Here is a 16714-nt window from a genome sequence, read left to right on the forward strand (position 1 = left end):
TGGCGCTCGCGCTGCTGGCGGCGCTGCCCGCCGCGGCGCAGCGGGCCGTGCCGCAGGCCGATCTGCGCGACTATGCCCGGGCGCGCGCCGCCGATGCGGCGGGGGAGCCCGTGCTCGCCGCCGCCGGCTATGCCCGCGCGCTTGCCGCCGTGCCCGGCGATCCGGTGCTGGCGATGCGCGCCTATCGCCAGGGGCTGGCGGCCGGCGACTTCGCCCTGGCCACCCACGCCGCCGCCGTGCTGGCCAAGGCGGGCACCGCCCCGCCGGACGCCGACCTGCTCGCCTTCGCCGTCGCGCTGCACGGCAAGGACCGGCTCGGCGCCGAAAGGGCGCTGGAGCGGCTGTCGCGTGCGCAGCTCGACTTCATGGTGCCCGTGCTCGGCGCCTGGCTCGCGCTCGATCGCGGCCAGGATCCGCTGCCGCTGCTCGACACCGCGCGCGGCAATGCGCTCGCCTCCCGCTTCGCCGATCGCAATCGCGCGCTGCTGCTGATCGCGTCGGGCAAGACCGATCAGGGCCTGTTCGCGCTCGCCGCCGCGCGCGGAGCCGAGGACGCGTCCGACCGGCGCATCGATGCCGGCATCGCGCTGCTCCGCGCCGGCAGGGGCGACAAGGCGGATTTCACCCTGGGCGACCTTGCCGGCGCCTCCCGGGCGTGGCGCCAGCGCGAGGCGAAGGCCGGCCGGCCCGATGCCGCCTTCGGCGCCGCGCATGTATTCCTCAGCCTTGCCGGCGACCTGGGCAGCGAGGATATCGCCCCGCTCTCGATCGTGCTCGCCCGCGCGGCGCTGCTACTCGATCCGCAGGAGGAGCGGGCGCGGCTGCGGCTCGCCGATGCCCTGTCGCGCAGCGACGCGACCGACCTGGCGCTGGCGACGCTGGCCGCGATCCGCCCCGACGGCCCGTTCGCGCGCGGCGCCGCCGCCGGCCGGGTCGCCGCGCTCCGCCGCGCCGGCCGCCTGCCCGAGGCGCTCGCGGACGCCCGGGCGCTGGCCGCGCCGGAAGGGGCGACCGCGCAGGAGCTTCGCGACTATGGCGAGCTGCTGGTCCAGGTCGAGCGCTATGGCGAGGCGGCCGACGTCTTCGCCCGGGCGCTGGCCAGGGCAGGCGGCGACGGCGGCTGGGAGCTCCATTATCTGCGCGGCGCCGCGCTCGACCGTGCCGGCCGCTGGGACGCGGCGCTGCCCGAGCTCCAGCGCGCCGTCCAGCTCGCGCCCGACGAGCCCCAGGCGCTGACCTGGCTGGCCAGTGCCCAGGTCGAGCGCGGCACCGACCTGCCCGCGGCCCAGGCGCTGCTCGAGCGCGCCAGCAAGCTCAAGCCCGACGATCCCGAGATCACCGACGCGCTCGGCCGCGCCTATTATGCCGATGGCCAGCTGGCCAAGGCGGTGCCGCTGCTCGAGGCGGCCGTCCGCGCCGATCCGGGCGGCGCCCGCGCCAACGAGCATCTTGGGGACGCCTATTGGCGGCTCGGCCGCCGGGTGGAGGCCCGCTATGCCTGGCGCGCCGCCGAAGTCACTGCCGACCCGGACGATCTCGCCCGGCTCAAGGCCAAGCTCGCCGACGGCCTGGCGCAATGATCGTCGAGACGGCGCGGGCCAAGCTCAACCTGGCGCTGCACGTCCGCGCGCGGCGGCCCGATGGCTATCACGAACTGGAGACGCTGTTCGCCTTTGTCGAGCATGGCGACGTGCTGAGCATAGCGCGCGCCGAAGCGGACAGCTTCACGCTCACCGGCCCCTTCGCCGCGGCGCTGGACGGGGAGGGCGACAATCTCGTCTCGCGAGCGGCGGCGGAATTCGCCCGCGAATTCGGCCATGGCGCGCACGCGATCACCCTCGACAAGCGCCTGCCCGTCGCCTCGGGCATCGGCGGCGGCTCGGCCGATGCGGCGGCGACGCTGCGGGCGCTCGGGCGGCTGCACGGCGTATCGGTGGAGGCGATGTTTCCCATCGCCGCCGGGCTCGGCTCGGACGTTCCCGCCTGCCTGCTCAGCCGCACCGCGATCGGGCGGGGCAGGGGCGAGCGGCTGGAGCCGGTTCCCGGCCTGCCGGGCACCCCGGTGCTGCTGGTCAATCCGGGCGTCGCCGTCTCCACCGCCGAGGTGTTTCGCCGCTGGGACGGCTTGGACCATGGGCCGCTTCCGGCCGATCCGCGTAAGGGCCGCAACGACCTCGAGCCGCCGGCCCGCGCCATCGCGCCGGTGATCGACACGGTGCTGGACATGCTCGCCGCGCAACCGGGGGCGGGGCTGGTGCGGATGTCCGGCTCAGGCGCGACCTGCTTCGCGCTGTTCGAAAGCGAGGCGCGCCGCGACGCGGCGGCGGCGGCGCTGTCCGGCCGGGGCTGGTGGCTGCTGCCCACGCGATTGACTTGATTCCCCGGGTTTGTTCGGCGCCTGCTCGCCCGGACAAGTCCCTTTCCTCCATCCTCCCCTTCCTCCGTCATCCCCGCGCGCGATTGCGTCGATTGTCCCATATTATCCTGGATCCCCGCCTGCGCGGGGATGACGGAAATGGTTTCAGATGACGGGATGGTTTCAAGGGCGTGGTTCCCGGCCCGGGCGCCGCGCGCGGCGCCATTAACCACGCTCGCAAACCCGGCCTTTCCCCTTTCCGGCCTATGCCATCCTCAGCGGATCGACTGCCGGGAGCAGAACGTCTGTCGGTGGCGCGGGCGAAAGCCCGCCCCATCCGGCGCACCCGGCCCTTGACAGCGCCGCCCCATTCGGGCCGATCCGCGCCATGATCCATCTCACCCGCAACGGCCATGTCGCCACCATCGCGCTCGCCAGGCCCGAGGCGAAGAACGCGCTCCCCACCGCCGCCTGGCAGGCGCTCGCCGCCGCCGCGCGTGACGTGGGCAATGCCCGCGCCGTGATCCTCAGGTCCGACGTGCCCGGCATCTTCTCCGCCGGGGCCGATGTCCGCGAGTTCGAGCAGCTCCAGGCCGATCCGGCGCTCCGCACCCGCTTCCGCGAAGCCATGCGCGAGGGGATCGAGGCGATTGCCGCGCTGCCCATGCCGGTGATCGCCGCGATCGACGGCGGCTGTTTCGGCGCGGCGGTGGCGCTGATCCTTGCGGCCGACATCCGCATCGCCGGCGCCCAGGCCGAGTTCGCGATCACGCCCGCGCGGCTCGGCCTCGGCTATCCGCGCGAGGACGTTGCCCGGCTGGAGGCGCAGGTGGGGCGGGGCATGGCCGCGCTGCTGCTCTTCACCGGCGACAAGCTCCGTCCCGACGAGGTGCACAAGATCGGCCTGGTCGAACTGAAGACCCGCAAGGCATTCGACACCGCCACCGCCATGGCGAGCGCGATCGCCGGCAACGCGCCGGCGGCGATCCGCCTGCTCAAGCGCACCCTGGGCGGGGAGCGGACCGACAAGGGCTTCGAGGACGCGTTCGGCGGCGCCGAGTTCGCCGAGGGCCTTGCCGCCTTCCGCGCCCGCCGGAGCCCGGCCTGGTGAGCGCCGCGGAGATCCTCGAGGGTGCCGCGCGCGACGTCCTCCTCCTGTGCGACCATGCCTCCAACGCCGTGCCGGCCGACATCGATCTCGGCATCGATCCCGCGCTGCTCGACAAGCATATCGCCATCGATATCGGCGCCGCCGCCGTCACCCGCGCGCTGGCGGCGCGGCTCGGCTGCCCGGCGATCCTCGCCACCGTCTCGCGGCTGGTGATCGATCTCCATCGCGAGCCCGATCATGTCGGCCTGATCCCGCACCGGAGCGACGGCCATCCGGTCCCCGGCAACGAGACGGTCGACAAGGCCGCACGCATCGCCCGCTTCCATGCGCCCTATCACCGCATCCTGCGCGATCGCATCCGCACCCAGCGGCCCAGGCTGATCCTCTCGATCCACAGCTTCACGCCCTGTCTGGAGCATGGCGGCACCGATCGCCCCTGGCAGGTCGGCGTGCTCTACAACCGGGATGTCCGCGCCGCGCGTCCGACGGTGGCGTTCCTCGAGGGGCGGGGCTTCGTCACCGGCGACAACGAGCCTTATTCGGGCCGGCTGCTGAACGCGACGCTCAACCGCCATGCCGAGGGGCAGGGCATCCCCTCGGCCGCGATCGAGATCCGCAACGACCTGATCCGCGAGGATGCCGGAGTGGAGGAATGGGCGGGCGTGCTGGCGGATCTGGCGGGGCATCTGCTCGCATAACCGTCATTTCCCCGCCCCAGGCCGTCGTCCCGGCCCAAGCCGGGATCCCGGGCGGTTCTTTCCCCGCCTTCGCCTGAGATCCCGACTTGCGCCGGGAGCGTGCCGGTGCGGGAGCTCGGGCGATGGCGCGGAGAAGAAGAAGTCGGTTCGCGCAGAGGCGCAGAGAGCGCGGAGGAACCGCGCGCGCGGTGAGTTCAGGTTGAGTATTCCTATTCTCCGACGGCATCCCCGCTATCCCTTCCTCGTCATCCCCGTGCAGGCGGGGATCCAGGGCCAGGAGCAAGGACCGTGAGGCGCGGTTTGCCGTTTCCGGCGACCCTGGGTGCGATTGCATCGATTGGCCCATATTACCCTGGATCCCCGCCTGCGCGGGGATGACGGAATGTGCTGATTGGGTGGCGACCCTCAAGCGCCGCGTCGGCGGCGGGAATCCTGGAAGCTCTGCGATGAAGGGCGTCGCTTGCGCAGTACCGAACCCCTCCGCGCTCTCTGCGCCTCTGCGCGAGCCAGCTTCTTCTCCGCGCCTCCGCGTGAAAAGCAAAGCGCCGCGGACGAGCGGAATCCCCCTCCCTTCCAGGGCGGAGGAGCAACGGCGCTTCGCCAGCCGCGATAATTTCTTTGCGCAATAGTCTTGCGCAAAACCTCCTTCTCGCGACATAGGCTTGCGCATCATGACCCAGCGATTCGACAAGTCCAAGCTCCCCAGCCGCTATGTCTCGGTCGGCGTCGAGAGCGCGCCGCACCGCAGCTATTATTACGCCATGGGCCTCACCGAGGAGGAGATCGCCCGGCCGTTCGTCGGCATCGCCTCGGCCGGCAATGACAGCGCGCCGTGCAACACCACGCTCGACCAGCAGGCGGACTGGTGCCGCCAGGGCGTCAACGAGGCTGGCGGCATGCCGCGCCGCTTCAACACGATCACCGTGACCGACGGGATCGCCATGGGGCATCAGGGGATGAAGTCCTCGCTGGTCAGCCGCGAAGTCATCGCCGACTCGGTCGAGCTCTCGGTCCGCGGCCATTGCTATGACGCGCTCGTCACCTTCGCCGGCTGCGACAAGTCGCTCCCCGGCATGATGATGGCGATGCTGCGCCTCAACGTGCCGTCGATCTTCGTCTATGGCGGCTCGATCCTGCCGGGCCGCTACCAGGAGCGCGACCTCACCGTCATCGACGTGTTCGAAGTCGTCGGCCGCTATGCCGCCGGCAAATGCCCGCTCTCGGAAGTCACTGCGATCGAGAAGGCGGCGTGCCCGGGGCATGGCGCGTGCGGCGGCCAATATACCGCCAACACCATGGCCTGCGTCGCCGAGGCGATCGGCCTGTCGCTGCCGAACAGCAACATGGCCCCGGCACCCTATAAGTCGCGCGAGGAGATCGCGATCGCGGCGGGCCGCCAGGTGATGGAGCTGATCGCCCGCAATATCCGCCCGCGCGACATCTGCACCCGCGCGGCATTCGAGAACGCCGCCCGCATTGTCGCGGCGACCGGCGGCTCGACCAACGGCGCGCTCCATCTGCCGGCGATGGCCAATGAGGCGGGCATCGCGTTCGACCTGTTCGACGTCGCCGAGATCTTCAAGACCACGCCCTATATCGCCGATCTGAAGCCCGGCGGCCGCTATGTCGCGCGTGACATGCATGAGGCCGGCGGCATCTACATGCTGATGAAGACGCTGGCGGCGGAGGGTTTCCTCCATCTCGACTGCCTGACGGTGACGGGGAAGACGCTGGGCGAGAATATCGAGCAGGTGACCTGGAACCCTGACCAGAAGGTCATCTACGACGCCAGGACGCCGATCACGCCCACCGGCGGCGTGGTCGGGCTGCGCGGCTCGCTGGCGCCCGAGGGCGCGATCGTCAAGGTCGCGGGGATGAAGCGCCTCCAGTTCACCGGGACGGCCAAGGTGTTCGAGCGCGAGGAGGATGCCTTTGCCGCGGTCGAGGCGAATGCGATCGAGGAGGGCACGGTCGTCGTCATCCGCTATGAAGGGCCCAAGGGCGGGCCCGGCATGCGCGAGATGCTGTCGACCACCGCGGCGCTCTATGGCCAGGGGCTGGGCGAGAAGGTGGCGCTGATCACCGATGGGCGTTTCTCGGGCGGCACGCGCGGCTTCTGCATCGGCCATGTCGGGCCCGAGGCGGCCGATGGCGGCCCGATCGCGCTGGTCGAGGATGGCGACGAGATCAGCATCGATGCCGAGGCCGGCACCGTCGACCTCAACGTGCCCGAGGCGGTGCTCGCCGAACGCCGCGCGAAGTGGGAACCGCGCGCGAACGATTATCAGTCCGGCGCGCTGTGGCGCTTTTCCCGGAATGTCGGCCCGGCCTATAAGGGAGCGGTAACGCACCCGGGAGCCAGCGCCGAAACCCATGTCTTCGCGGATATCTAGACCAAATCTCCCTCTCCCCGCGCGTGGGGAGAGGGTCGGGGAGAGGGGCGGCGCGCGGCACGCACTTACGCTGGCTGCTCTCGCCCTCCTCACCGCCTGCAACACCCAGGTCCGCGACAAAGCGGCGGAGGCGCGCAACGAAGTCCAGGCGGAGAAGCGGGAAAAGGCCGAGGGGCGCATCGAATGCGCGCCGCCGGGTGCCGAGCGCTTCGCCTATGCCTGCACGATCGACCGGGTCCAGTCGCAGGACGGGCTGTTCCTCACCTTGCGCCATCCCGATGGCGGTTTCCGCCGGTTGCTCGTCACCACCGATGGGCGCGGGGTGGTCGCCGCCGATGGTGCGGAGAAGGCAGTGGTGACGCCGCTTGCCGCGAATCTGATCGAGGTCGCGATCGGCGGGGCGCGCTATCGCCTGCCCGCGACGGTGCGCGGGGCCGGGCCGGGCAAATGATTCCGCCCGGCGCACCGATCGTCACCGCCGCCCGGATGCGCGCCGCCGAGGAGGCGCTGTTCCGGCGCGAGCCCCAGCTGGACGTGATGGAGCGTGCCGGCGCCGCCGTGGCGCGCGCGGTGGCGCGCTTCGCCCGGGGCAGTCCGATCCTTGTCCTGGCCGGGCCGGGCAACAATGGCGGCGATGCCTATGTCGCCGCGCGGCTGCTGAAGGCAGCCGGCCATGACGTCGCGGTCGCGGCCGGCGGCGAGCCCGGCACCGCGGCCGCACGGGCGATGCTGGAGCGCTGGGGCGGGGAAGTGGGCTCGCTCTACCAGGCCCGGCCGCGCCCCGTGCTGGTCGACGGGCTGTTTGGCACCGGCCTCACCCGGCCGCTCGAGCGCGGGATCGCGCCGGTGCTCGCCGAGCTGGTCGCCGCCGCCCGGTTCGCGCTCGCGATCGACCTGCCCTCGGGCCTGGCGACCGACAGCGGTGCCGATCTGGGCGCGCCGCGCGGGATCGCCGCGACGCTGGCGCTGGGCGCGCTCAAGCCCGCGCACGTCCTTGGTGCCGGGCTGGAGCGCTGCGGCCAGGTCCTGCTCGCCGATATCGGCATCCCGGTGGCGAGCGACTGGCGCAGCGTCGCCCGGCCGAGGCTTGCCGCGCCGGGGCCGCGTGCCCATAAGTATAATCGCGGGCTGGTCGTGGTGGTGGAAGGCGGCATGCCCGGTGCCGCCCGGCTCGCCGCCCATGCCGCCATGGCGAGCGGCGCCGGCTACACGATCCTCGCCTGCCGCGATGAGGGTGGGGGCGGGCGCGGCGGCGGGGGCGGCGGTCCCGACGCCCTGGTGCGCCACCGGATCGCGAATGGCGACGATCTGGCCGATTTCCTCACCGAGAAACGTATCGGGGGAATCCTGATCGGCCCCGGCTTGGGCCGCGATCGCCGCGCCGAGGGACTGCTCAAGGCCGCGCTGAGTGCCGAACTTCCCCTGATCCTCGATGGTGACGCACTGACCTTGCTGGGAAAATCCGCCACCGCCTGGCTGCAGCGCCGCACCGCGGCGACCTGGCTCACGCCCCATGAAGGCGAGTTCGGCCGCATGTTCGAAGGCGATGGCGACAAGATCTCCCAAACCCTTGCCGCAGCATCGGAATCCAGGGCGACCGTGATCCACAAGGGGGCCGATACGGTGATCGCCGGTCCCCGGGGCGAAGTGCGGGTGCTGGCCCGGGCATCGTCCTGGCTCTCGACCGCCGGCACTGGCGACATACTCGCCGGCACGCTTGCCGCCCAGGTTGCGGCTGGCAATAAAAACGCCGCTGAAACAGCGGTTTGGCTCCATGCCCGCGCGGCCGCTCTTGCAGGGCCGGCCTTCATCGCCGATGCGCTGCCGATGCATCTTCCCCAAGCGATCGCCGAATGTCTCTGAGCGAAGTCCTGAAAGTCGCGGCGCGCGGCGACGGCGTCACCGCCGATGGCCGCCATGTGCCCTTGGCCGCGCCCGGCGACCGGATCGGCGCCGATGGCAGCATCGTTCCCGGCCCGCACCACCGCGAGCCACCCTGCCGCCATTTCCCGACGTGCGGCGGCTGCCAGCTCCAGCATCTCGACGATGCGGCGTGGAGCGGCTTCATCGTCGACCGGATCGCCGGCGCGCTCGCGCAACACAAGCTCGAGACCGAGATCCGCACGCCCCAGCTGTCGCCGCCGCGCACCCGCCGTCGCGCCACGCTCCATGCCGAGCGCCGTGGCCGCCAGGTCCATCTCGGCTTCACCGCGCAGGGCAGCCACAATCTGATCGATCTGCAGGAATGCCATGTCCTCGCCCCGGAGCTGTTCGCGCTGCTCGCGCCGCTGCGGGGCCTGCTCGCCGCGCTGCTGCCGGGTTCGCGGCGGATCAACGTCCACCTCGCCAGGGCCGACCAGGGCGTGGACGTGCTGCTCGACGGGCTGGAGGCGGAGGGGCTGGCTGCGGCCGAGGCGATCACCGCCTTTGCCCATCGCCACCAGCTGGCGCGCTTCGCGATGGACGAGGGGCTGGGCCCCACCGCGCGCTGGGAGCCGGACCCGGTCACGGTCACGCTGGGCGGCGTCGCCGTGCCGTTCCCGCCGGCCAATTTCCTCCAGGCAACGGCCGAGGGCGAAGCGGCGCTGGTCACCGCGGTCCGCGAGATTGCCGGCAATGCCGGCACCGTCGCCGATCTGTTCGCCGGACTCGGCACCTTCACCTTCGCCTTCCCCACGGCCAAGGTCTATGCGGCCGAGGCGGCGCGCGACTCGATCCTGTCGCTCAAGGCCGCGGCGGCGCAGGCCCGCCGGCTGGTCTTCGCCGATCATCGCGACTTGTTCCGCCGCCCGGTGACCGGCACCGATCTCGACAAGTTCGATGCCGTGGTCCTCGATCCGCCCCGTGCCGGCGCGCGCGAGCAGGTGGGCGAACTCGCCAGGGCCAGGGCGCCGCACATCGCCTATGTCTCCTGTAATCCCAGCACCTTCGCACGGGATGCGGAGATATTGTGCGAGGGTGGTTATACGCTCGACTGGATCCAGCCCGTCGGCCAGTTCCGCTGGTCGACCCATGTCGAGCTCGCGGCGCGTTTCAGCCGCTAGGGCCCGCGCACCTGCAGGGTCTCGGGGCGCGGGATCTCAGGGATAGTCCGCCCGCAGGAAGAACAGCCCGTCGGACGGCGCGTTGAGGCCCAGTGCCGCGCGGTCGCGGGCTTCCAGCGCCGCGGTCATGTCGTCGGGGCTCCATCGCCCCTGGCCGACCAGCACCAGGCATCCCACCATCGAGCGCACCTGGTGATGGAGGAAGGAGCGCGCCGAGGCGAACACGCTGATCCGCTCCCCGTCCTGCACCACGTCGAGCCGGTCGAGCGTGCGCAAGGGGCTGTCCGCCTGGCAATGGGCCGAGCGAAAGGTGGTGAAGTCGTGCCGCCCCAGCAGCCGGGCCGCACCCTCGGCCATCCGCCCTGCGTCGAGCGGCGGAATCACGCGCCAGGCGAGGCCCTTCTCCCAGGTGAGCGGCGCGCGCCTTGTTGAGATTCTATATTCATAATGACGTGCAACACACGAGAAACGCGCGTGCCAATCGTCCGCAACCTCGACGCAATCGAGAATCGCCACCGGATTGGGCCGCACCCGCGCATTGAGCGCTTCCATCAATCGGAAGGCAGTGATCGGCTTTTCGATGTCGAGATGCGCGCGCATGCCGAGCGCATGGACGCCCGCGTCGGTGCGCCCGGCCGCCTGCACCGCGGCGCGCTCGCCGGTGACCGCGAAGGCGGCCTCCTCGATCGCCTGCTGCACGCTCGGACCATGGTCCTGCCGCTGCCAGCCCATGAAGGGCCGGCCGTCAAACTCCACCGTCAGCGCGAAGCGCGTCAAAGCCGGGTCCCCGGTGGAATGGGGAAGCCGCGCAGCAGCTCGGTCACCGTCATGACGCCACGCCCCGCGCGCTGCACGCTATCCGGGCGGATCGCGCCGTCGCCGCAGCCGATCGCCAGCTGCGCGTCCAGCACCAGCCCCGGCGTCGTGCGATAGTGAACGTCGCCCGGATTGTCGGAAGCGCTCTGGACATGCGCGGTCAGGATCTTGATGCGTTCGCCGGCATGTTCGAACCAGGCGCCGGGCGCCGGATTGAAGGCGCGAACCTGGCGATCGACCTGGCGCGCGCCGACGCTCCAGTCGATCCGGGCCTCGGACTTGTCGATCTTGGCGGCGTAGGTGACGCCTTCCTCCGGCTGCGGCTGGGCAGGGTAGTGATCCAGGTCGCCCAGCACCTGCACCATCAGCCGGGCGCCGAGATGCGACAGGCGGTGCGTGAGCGCGCCGCTGCTGTCGTGAGGCCCGATCGGTGACCGCTCCTCGAGCCGCACCGGGCCGGTGTCGAGCCCGGCTTCCATCTGCATGATGCCGACGCCGGTCTCCGCGTCGCCGGCCAGGATCGCCCGCTGGATCGGCGCGGCGCCGCGCCATCGCGGCAGCAGCGAGCCATGAACGTTGAGGCAGCCGTGCCGAGGCGCATCGAGCAGCGCCTGGGGCAGGATCAGGCCATAGGCCGCGACCACCGCCACGTCCGCCGCCAGCGCCGCGAAGGCCGCTATCGCATCCGGCTCCTTGCGAAAGGAGAGCGGCGTGCGCACCTCGATCCCCAGCTGCTCGGCCCGGGCATGGACCGGCGAAGGCGTCAGCGCCTTGCCTCGCCGCCCGCCGGCGCGCGGAGGCTGGCTGTAAGCCGCCACGACGTCGTGCCCGGCCTCGACCAGCGCGTCGAGCACCGGCACGGCGAATTCGGGCGTCCCCATGAATATCACTCGCATGGGCGGGTCTCTAACCGTCCAGCACCTTCCCGTCATCCCCGTGTGGGGCGCAGCGACGATGGCGGGTATCGCGGGACAATGGCATGGTTTCCTTTCTGTTCCTGCATGGCTACATTTCCACCCATGGCATCTCCCGAGATCGAAGCGCTCACCCAGGCCCTGTCGCGACTTCCCGGCCTCGGGCCGCGCTCGGCGCGGCGCGCGGTGCTGCATCTGCTCAAGAAGCGCGAGACGGCGCTCGATCCGCTGCTGTCGGCGCTGGGCGCGGTGAGCCGCAACCTTGCCACTTGCGGGGTCTGCGGCAATGTCGACACGTCGGACCCCTGCCAGATCTGCGCCGATCCGCGGCGGGATGTGCGATCGCTCTGCGTGGTCGAGGAAGTGGCGGACCTGTGGGCGCTCGATCGCGCGCGGCTCTTCCCGGGGCGCTTCCACGTGCTCGGCGGGCGCCTCTCCGCGCTGGAGGGCGTGCGGCCGGAGGATCTGCGCATCGACCGGCTGGTCGCGCGCATTGCCGCGGGCGGGATCGACGAAGTGGTGCTGGCGATGAACGCCACGCTCGAGGGGCAGACCACCGCCCACTATATCGCCGAGCGGATCGAGACCTATCCGGTGCGGGTCACCCAGCTCGCCCATGGCCTGCCGGTGGGCGGCGAGCTCGACTATCTCGACGAGGGCACGCTGGCCCAGGCGCTGCGCGCGCGGCGGCCAGTGGCCTGAGATCCGTTCACGCGAAGACGCGAAGATTTTGTTCGCGCAGAGGCGCAGAGAACGCAGAGGGGTTCAGCGCCGCGCAAGCGGCGCCCTTCATCACGGGGTTTCCACGATTCCTGCCGCTGACGCGGCGCCCAGGCTCACCGCGAGCGGAACCTCTCTGCGTTCTCTGCGCCTCTGCGCGAACCACCTTCTTCTTCTCCGCGCCTCCGCGTCTCCGCGTGAACCAATCTTGCGACACGCGCCCGGCTCGCCTAAATTATGTCGATGGCCATTCTACCCATCGTCGAAGTACCCGATCCGCGCCTGCGCCTCATCTCCGAACCCGTCGCGGAGGTGACCGGCGAGTTGCGCGACCTGATCGCGGACATGTTCGACACCATGTACGACGCGCCCGGCATCGGCCTTGCCGCCATCCAGGTGGGCGTGCCCAAGCGTGTGATCGTGATGGATCTCCAGGAAAAGGAGGACGAGGAAGGCAAGCCGATCCGCGAGCCGCGCGTCTTCATCAATCCCGAGATCCTCGATCCGGCCGAGGAGCAGTCCGTCTATACCGAGGGCTGCCTGTCGATCCCGGAGCAGTTCGCCGATGTCGAGCGCCCTGCGCGCTGCCGGGTGAAATGGCTGGACGAGAAGGGCGGCGCGCACGACGAAGTGTTCGAAGGCCTGCTCGCCACTTGCATCCAGCACGAGATGGATCACCTGCAGGGCATCGTCTTCATCGATCATCTCTCGCGCCTGAAGCGCGACATGATCCTCAAGAAGCTCAACAAGGCGCGCCGCGCCGCGGCCTGATCCGGCGCATTCCCGTGAAATCGCGAGCCGCGGGCGGAAACGTCCGCGGCTTTTGCGTGGGCGGCGGAAATTCGCGCTGTCCTACGCTTGCCGTTCGAATTATGTTCCGGTGGTGAACGGCCCCGCGCGGGGCATGTGCCCGCTGGGGCAGCCGCGCGCGATGGGGTAAGGGCTTTTGTGACTTTTCGGGAGGCTTGGGTTGGATCTGCTGGCGCTATTGGTTGCGGTCGCCGCGCTCGTCATCGGGCTCGGCCTGGGCATGTTCCTGGGCGGGCGTCAGGCGGCGCAGATGCGTTCGGAGCGCGATGCCCGCGAGGCGGAGTTCAAGGCCGCCGCCGCCGATCTCGGCCGCGCCCAGATCGAGCTGGCCAGCCTCAAGGCCGAGACCAGCGGCATGGAGAGCCGCTTCGCCGAGCTGGCCCACCGCATCCTGGGCGAATCACAGAAGAGCTTTCTCGAGCGGGCCGACCAGCGCTTCGCCCAGGCGGGGGAGACCAACGAAGCGAAGATGAAGGCGCTGCTCGCCCCGGTGCAGGAGACGCTGACGCGTTATCAGCAGGGCCTGAGCGAAGTCGAGAAGGAGCGGGTGGGCAGCTATCAGGCGCTGCGCGAGGCGGTGCAGCAGCTCCATGCCGGCCATAGCCAGGTGCGCGACGAGACCGCCAAGCTGGTCAATGCGCTGCGTGCCAGCCCCAAGGCGCGCGGGCGCTGGGGCGAGCAGAGCCTGCGCAACGTGCTCGAGCAGGCCGGCCTGTCGCAGCATGCCGATTTCCAGACCGAGGTTTCGGTGAACACCGAGGACGGGCGGCTGCGCCCCGACGTGATCGTGCGCCTGCCCGGCGGCAAGAAGCTGATCATCGACGCGAAATGCTCGCTCAACGCCTTTCTCGACGCCAGCGAGGCGCATGACGAGGGCAGCCGCACCGCCCATCTCGCCGCGCATGCCGCTGCGATCCGCCGGCATGCCGAGCAACTCGGCTCGAAGAATTACTGGGCGCAGTTCGGCGACGCGGCTGATTATGTGATCCTCTACATCCCCGGCGAGCATTTCCTCACCGCGGCGCTGGAGCAGGACGATGCGCTGTGGGAATGGGCGTTCGAGCGCCGCGTGCTGCTCGCCACGCCCACCAACCTTGTCGCGATCGCCCGCACCGTTGCCAGCGTGTGGCGGCAGGAGAAGCTGGCCGAGGAAGCGGCGGAGATCGCCCGGCTCGGCAAGGAGCTGCATTCGCGGCTCGCGACGATGGGCGGCCATGTCGCCCGGATGGGGCGCAACCTGGAACAGGCGACGGGCGCCTATAATGCGATGGTCGGCAGCCTGGAGAGCCAGGTGATGACTCAGGCCAAGCGCTTCGAGGCGCTGGAAGTGTCGAGCGGCGCCAAGGAGATCGAGCCGCTGCCGATGGTGGAGAGCGCGCCGCGCCCGCTCACCAAGCTGGTGACGGGCCCGGCGGACGAGGCGGCGGCGGCGGAATAGCCCGGGGCCGGCTGGGGTTCGGGACCCGCATTCCCCCCTCTGTCGTCCCCGGGCGCGCGCTCGTCGTCCCCGCGAAGGCGGGGATGACGAGAATCTGGTCGGATGACCGAACCTGGTCGGGTTTGACCCTGGTTCAGGGCCGGGCGCGAACCAGGGTCATGGTGCGGCCACGGGCGCCGGTGAGCACCAGCTTGCCGGCACGGTTGCCCGACACGGTCAGGCGCTCGCCGAGCAGGTCGAGAATGGCCCGCTCCTGCAGGTTCCGGTCGCGATCGAGGCAGGCCATCTTGGTGCTGGCCACGCCGCCGGTGTTGAGCCGGCCGCGGGCGAAGTCATAGCTGCCGGAGAAGCGGTTGCAGCCCGTGCTGCCCGAGATGCGGCCGTTCTCGAACGCGACCACAGGGCTGGAGCCGCGCAGCACCGGCCGGCCGTCCAGCGCTTCGATCCGCCAGTTGCCGTCGATCACGCTCGCGCCGGCCTGGGCACGCGGCTCGCCGCCACAGCCCTTGAAGGTCCGGCCGTCCACCCGGACGGTCACCGTATCGGGATAGACGCGGTCGCTCATCCCGTCGCTGCACTGGCGGTGGTTGGTGTTCACGTCGATCCGCCGGGTCTGCCAGATCTCGCCGGCGAAGCCGTGGATCACTCGGGGCGTGGGCACGCTCACGGTGGGGCGGCCGGGCGCTTCGAAACGCATCGTCCGCGCGCCGATGGTCAGGCTCCAGAAGGGCTCGGTGCCCGAAGCGCGGTATTCGCCCTGAGCCTGGGCCGTGGCGGGCAGGGCGGCCAGCGCGATCAGGCTGGCGGCGGCGATAGTCGAAATGCGCATGTCTCACTCCTCTTTGTCGCGAGCAATGCGCGGCCCGGGCTGAACGCTCCATGGCCGTAACGATTATCGGGCGTTCAGCTTCGCTGCTGGCCGAGCACTTCATAGGCCATCACCGCGGTGGCCACTGCGGCGTTCAGGCTGTCCGCCTTGCCGAGCATCGGGATCTTGACGAGCAGATCGCAGGCCTCCGCCATGAAGCCGGGCATGCCCTGCGCCTCGTTGCCGGTGAGCAGGAAGGTGGGCGCCGCGTAGCGGGGTGCGCGATAGTCGTGCTCGGTGTCGAGGCTGAGGCCCACCAGCTGGCCGGGCCCCTGGCGCAGCCAGACGAGGAAATCGCCCCAGCCCGCCCGCGCCACCGGCACGGTGAACAGGGCGCCCATGCTCGCCCGCACCGCCTCGACCGAGAAGGGGTCGACGCAATCGTCGATCAGGATCAGCCCGCCGGCGCCCACCGCATCGGCGGTGCGCAGGATGGTGCCCATGTTGCCCGGGTCGCGCAGCCGCTCGGCGACCAGCCAGATGCCCGCCCGGTTCCGGTCGAGATCGGCGAGCGTGACTGCGAACTCGGGATACACGCCCACCACCGCGCCGGGATTGTCCTTGCCGGAAAGCTTGGAGAGGATGTCGGCATTGGTCTCGATCGCTTCGCCGCCGGCCGCCTCGGTGGCGGAAACCAGCGCGCGGACCAGGGTATGGCCGGCCATGTCGCGGGCGAAGAACAGATAGTGCGGAACGCGCCCGGCCTCGTGCGCCTCGGTGAGGATGCGCAGGCCCTCGGCCAGGAACAGGCCTTCCTCGCGGCGATGCTTCTTGTCGCGCAGGTTGCGGACACGCTTGATGAGGGGATTGGAAAAGGCAGTTATCTCGCGAGGCATCGGCGATGCCCTAATGCCAATTTCCGCCCGAGGCTATTCCTCGTTGAACCGCGCCTCGACCAGCGCGACCAGCGCCTGGACCGCCCCGTCCGCGCCATCGCCCTCGGCACTGATCGAGATGGTATCGCCCTTGGCGGCGCCGAGCATCATCAGGTCGAGGATCGAAGTGCCCGAGGCCGTGTTGCCGTCCTTCTCGACGGTGAGTTCGACCGGCTGGGCGGTGGCGAGCGTCACGAAGGCCATGCTGGCGCGCGCGTGCAGGCCGCGCTTGTTCTCGATCGTGACCATACGGATGCAGCGGTTCAAGCGGCGGCCTCTCCCAGCACTTCGGATGCGATGGTGATGTACTTCCGGCCAGCATCGCGCGCCGCGGCCACCGCTTCGGTGACCTTCATCGTCTTGCGCGCGCTGCCCAGGCGGATCAGCATCGGCAGGTTGATCCCGGCGATCACCTCGACCCGGCCCGCTTCCATCAGCGAAATGGCGAGGTTCGAAGGGGTGCCGCCGAACAGGTCGCTCAGCACGATCACGCCCCGGCCCGAATCGACGCTCTTGATCGCCGCGGCGATGTCCGCGCGGCGACCTTCCATATCGTCCTCGGGCCCGATGCAGATCGAGGCGACCTGCTCCTGCGTGCCTACTACATGCTCCATCGCGACTACGAACTCCTCAGCGAGTCGTCCGTGCGTCACGAGCACCAAACCGATCAT

17 protein-coding genes are annotated in these 16714 nt (G+C 70.5%); 11 read left to right on the forward strand and 6 right to left on the reverse strand.

Annotation, left to right across the window (positions count from 1 at the left end):
* Positions 1-47 precede the first annotated feature (47 nt).
* The 8 genes from ACIQCS_RS02975 to ACIQCS_RS03010 all read left to right on the forward strand — a co-directional run bounded on the left by ACIQCS_RS02975 (position 48) and on the right by ACIQCS_RS03010 (position 9602).
* Positions 48-1580 (forward strand): tetratricopeptide repeat protein, encoded by a 1533-nt coding sequence (locus tag ACIQCS_RS02975; protein WP_345851797.1) that lies wholly within the window; start codon positions 48-50, stop codon positions 1578-1580.
* Positions 1577-2377 carry a 4-(cytidine 5'-diphospho)-2-C-methyl-D-erythritol kinase gene (locus tag ACIQCS_RS02980; protein ID WP_345851798.1) on the forward strand — a complete coding sequence of 267 codons (801 nt, stop codon included), beginning with the start codon at positions 1577-1579 and terminating at the stop codon, positions 2375-2377. Before ACIQCS_RS02975 ends, ACIQCS_RS02980 begins: the two co-directional genes overlap by 4 nt.
* A gap of 367 nt (positions 2378-2744) precedes the next feature.
* The gene (locus tag ACIQCS_RS02985) at positions 2745-3467 is read left to right on the forward strand and encodes an enoyl-CoA hydratase/isomerase family protein (protein WP_345851800.1); all 723 of its coding nucleotides are present in this window, start codon (positions 2745-2747) and stop codon (positions 3465-3467) included.
* Positions 3464-4165, forward strand: coding sequence for an N-formylglutamate amidohydrolase (locus ACIQCS_RS02990; protein ID WP_345851802.1), 702 nt, complete (start codon positions 3464-3466; stop codon positions 4163-4165). The genes ACIQCS_RS02985 and ACIQCS_RS02990 overlap by 4 nt, the downstream gene beginning before the upstream one ends.
* 671 nt (positions 4166-4836) lie before the next feature.
* On the forward strand, positions 4837-6558 hold the full coding sequence (ilvD, locus tag ACIQCS_RS02995; RefSeq protein ID WP_345851805.1) for a dihydroxy-acid dehydratase: 1722 nt from the start codon (positions 4837-4839) through the stop codon (positions 6556-6558).
* Positions 6539-7009: a hypothetical protein gene (locus ACIQCS_RS03000; RefSeq protein ID WP_345851806.1), complete on the forward strand. Its 471-nt coding sequence runs from the start codon at positions 6539-6541 to the stop codon at positions 7007-7009. The genes ilvD and ACIQCS_RS03000 overlap by 20 nt, the downstream gene beginning before the upstream one ends.
* On the forward strand, positions 7006-8421 hold the full coding sequence (locus tag ACIQCS_RS03005) for an NAD(P)H-hydrate dehydratase (protein WP_345851808.1): 1416 nt from the start codon (positions 7006-7008) through the stop codon (positions 8419-8421). The genes ACIQCS_RS03000 and ACIQCS_RS03005 overlap by 4 nt, the downstream gene beginning before the upstream one ends.
* Positions 8412-9602, forward strand: a complete 1191-nt coding sequence (locus tag ACIQCS_RS03010) for a class I SAM-dependent RNA methyltransferase (RefSeq protein ID WP_345851809.1) — start codon at positions 8412-8414, stop codon at positions 9600-9602. The genes ACIQCS_RS03005 and ACIQCS_RS03010 overlap by 10 nt, the downstream gene beginning before the upstream one ends.
* A gap of 36 nt (positions 9603-9638) precedes the next feature.
* Here the strand turns inward: ACIQCS_RS03010 and truA are convergent, their stop codons facing one another.
* Both truA and fmt read right to left on the reverse strand, forming a co-directional pair.
* Positions 9639-10379, reverse strand: a complete 741-nt coding sequence (gene truA, locus ACIQCS_RS03015; RefSeq protein ID WP_345851810.1) for a tRNA pseudouridine(38-40) synthase TruA — start codon at positions 10377-10379, stop codon at positions 9639-9641.
* Positions 10376-11314, reverse strand: coding sequence for a methionyl-tRNA formyltransferase (gene fmt, locus ACIQCS_RS03020; protein ID WP_345851811.1), 939 nt, complete (start codon positions 11312-11314; stop codon positions 10376-10378). The genes truA and fmt overlap by 4 nt, the downstream gene beginning before the upstream one ends.
* Before the next feature lie 123 nt (positions 11315-11437).
* Here fmt and recR point away from each other — a divergent pair, with 123 nt between their 5' ends.
* The 3 genes from recR (at position 11438) to rmuC (ending at position 14300) form a co-directional block, all read left to right on the forward strand.
* Positions 11438-12034, forward strand: a complete 597-nt coding sequence (gene recR, locus ACIQCS_RS03025) for a recombination mediator RecR (RefSeq protein WP_345851812.1) — start codon at positions 11438-11440, stop codon at positions 12032-12034.
* Between the two features lie 261 nt (positions 12035-12295).
* Positions 12296-12823 carry a peptide deformylase gene (gene def, locus ACIQCS_RS03030; protein WP_345851814.1) on the forward strand — a complete coding sequence of 176 codons (528 nt, stop codon included), beginning with the start codon at positions 12296-12298 and terminating at the stop codon, positions 12821-12823.
* A gap of 199 nt (positions 12824-13022) precedes the next feature.
* A complete protein-coding gene (gene rmuC / locus ACIQCS_RS03035; protein WP_345851816.1) occupies positions 13023-14300 on the forward strand; it encodes a DNA recombination protein RmuC in 1278 nt (425 codons plus the stop codon).
* Positions 14301-14433: 133 nt separating this feature from the next.
* On the opposite strand, the gene ACIQCS_RS03040 is transcribed toward rmuC, so the two are convergent.
* The 4 genes from ACIQCS_RS03040 to ACIQCS_RS03055 form a co-directional block, all read right to left on the reverse strand.
* A complete protein-coding gene (locus tag ACIQCS_RS03040; RefSeq protein WP_345851818.1) occupies positions 14434-15129 on the reverse strand; it encodes an META domain-containing protein in 696 nt (231 codons plus the stop codon).
* A 74-nt stretch (positions 15130-15203) separates the two neighbouring features.
* Complete coding sequence (locus ACIQCS_RS03045; RefSeq protein ID WP_345851820.1) at positions 15204-16004, reverse strand: RNA methyltransferase; 801 nt, start codon at positions 16002-16004, stop codon at positions 15204-15206.
* A gap of 33 nt (positions 16005-16037) precedes the next feature.
* On the reverse strand, positions 16038-16292 hold the full coding sequence (locus ACIQCS_RS03050) for an HPr family phosphocarrier protein (RefSeq protein WP_373384898.1): 255 nt from the start codon (positions 16290-16292) through the stop codon (positions 16038-16040).
* A gap of 14 nt (positions 16293-16306) precedes the next feature.
* Positions 16307-16714 carry a PTS sugar transporter subunit IIA gene (locus tag ACIQCS_RS03055; RefSeq protein WP_345851821.1) on the reverse strand — a complete coding sequence of 136 codons (408 nt, stop codon included), beginning with the start codon at positions 16712-16714 and terminating at the stop codon, positions 16307-16309.

Origin of the sequence: Sphingomonas sp. NPDC092440 (assembly GCF_044754985.1) — a bacterium.
Taxonomy (GTDB): Bacteria; Pseudomonadota; Alphaproteobacteria; order Sphingomonadales; family Sphingomonadaceae; genus Sphingomonas.

What these genes read in the sequence shown, in the direction of transcription:
- ACIQCS_RS03005 (WP_345851808.1), top strand. Translation starts at nt 7,006, where the DNA reads ATGATTCCGCCCGGCGCACCGATCGTCACCGCCGCCCGGATGCGCGCC.
- ACIQCS_RS03045 (WP_345851820.1), bottom strand. Translation starts at nt 16,004, where the DNA reads ATGCCTCGCGAGATAACTGCCTTTTCCAATCCCCTCATCAAGCGTGTC.
- def (WP_345851814.1), top strand. Translation starts at nt 12,296, where the DNA reads ATGGCCATTCTACCCATCGTCGAAGTACCCGATCCGCGCCTGCGCCTC.
- ilvD (WP_345851805.1), top strand. Translation starts at nt 4,837, where the DNA reads ATGACCCAGCGATTCGACAAGTCCAAGCTCCCCAGCCGCTATGTCTCG.
- ACIQCS_RS03000 (WP_345851806.1), top strand. Translation starts at nt 6,539, where the DNA reads ATGTCTTCGCGGATATCTAGACCAAATCTCCCTCTCCCCGCGCGTGGG.
- ACIQCS_RS02980 (WP_345851798.1), top strand. Translation starts at nt 1,577, where the DNA reads ATGATCGTCGAGACGGCGCGGGCCAAGCTCAACCTGGCGCTGCACGTC.
- ACIQCS_RS03050 (WP_373384898.1), bottom strand. Translation starts at nt 16,292, where the DNA reads ATGGTCACGATCGAGAACAAGCGCGGCCTGCACGCGCGCGCCAGCATG.
- ACIQCS_RS03055 (WP_345851821.1), bottom strand. Translation starts at nt 16,714, where the DNA reads ATGATCGGTTTGGTGCTCGTGACGCACGGACGACTCGCTGAGGAGTTC.
- ACIQCS_RS03040 (WP_345851818.1), bottom strand. Translation starts at nt 15,129, where the DNA reads ATGCGCATTTCGACTATCGCCGCCGCCAGCCTGATCGCGCTGGCCGCC.
- recR (WP_345851812.1), top strand. Translation starts at nt 11,438, where the DNA reads ATGGCATCTCCCGAGATCGAAGCGCTCACCCAGGCCCTGTCGCGACTT.
- ACIQCS_RS02985 (WP_345851800.1), top strand. Translation starts at nt 2,745, where the DNA reads ATGATCCATCTCACCCGCAACGGCCATGTCGCCACCATCGCGCTCGCC.
- ACIQCS_RS03010 (WP_345851809.1), top strand. Translation starts at nt 8,412, where the DNA reads ATGTCTCTGAGCGAAGTCCTGAAAGTCGCGGCGCGCGGCGACGGCGTC.
- fmt (WP_345851811.1), bottom strand. Translation starts at nt 11,314, where the DNA reads ATGCGAGTGATATTCATGGGGACGCCCGAATTCGCCGTGCCGGTGCTC.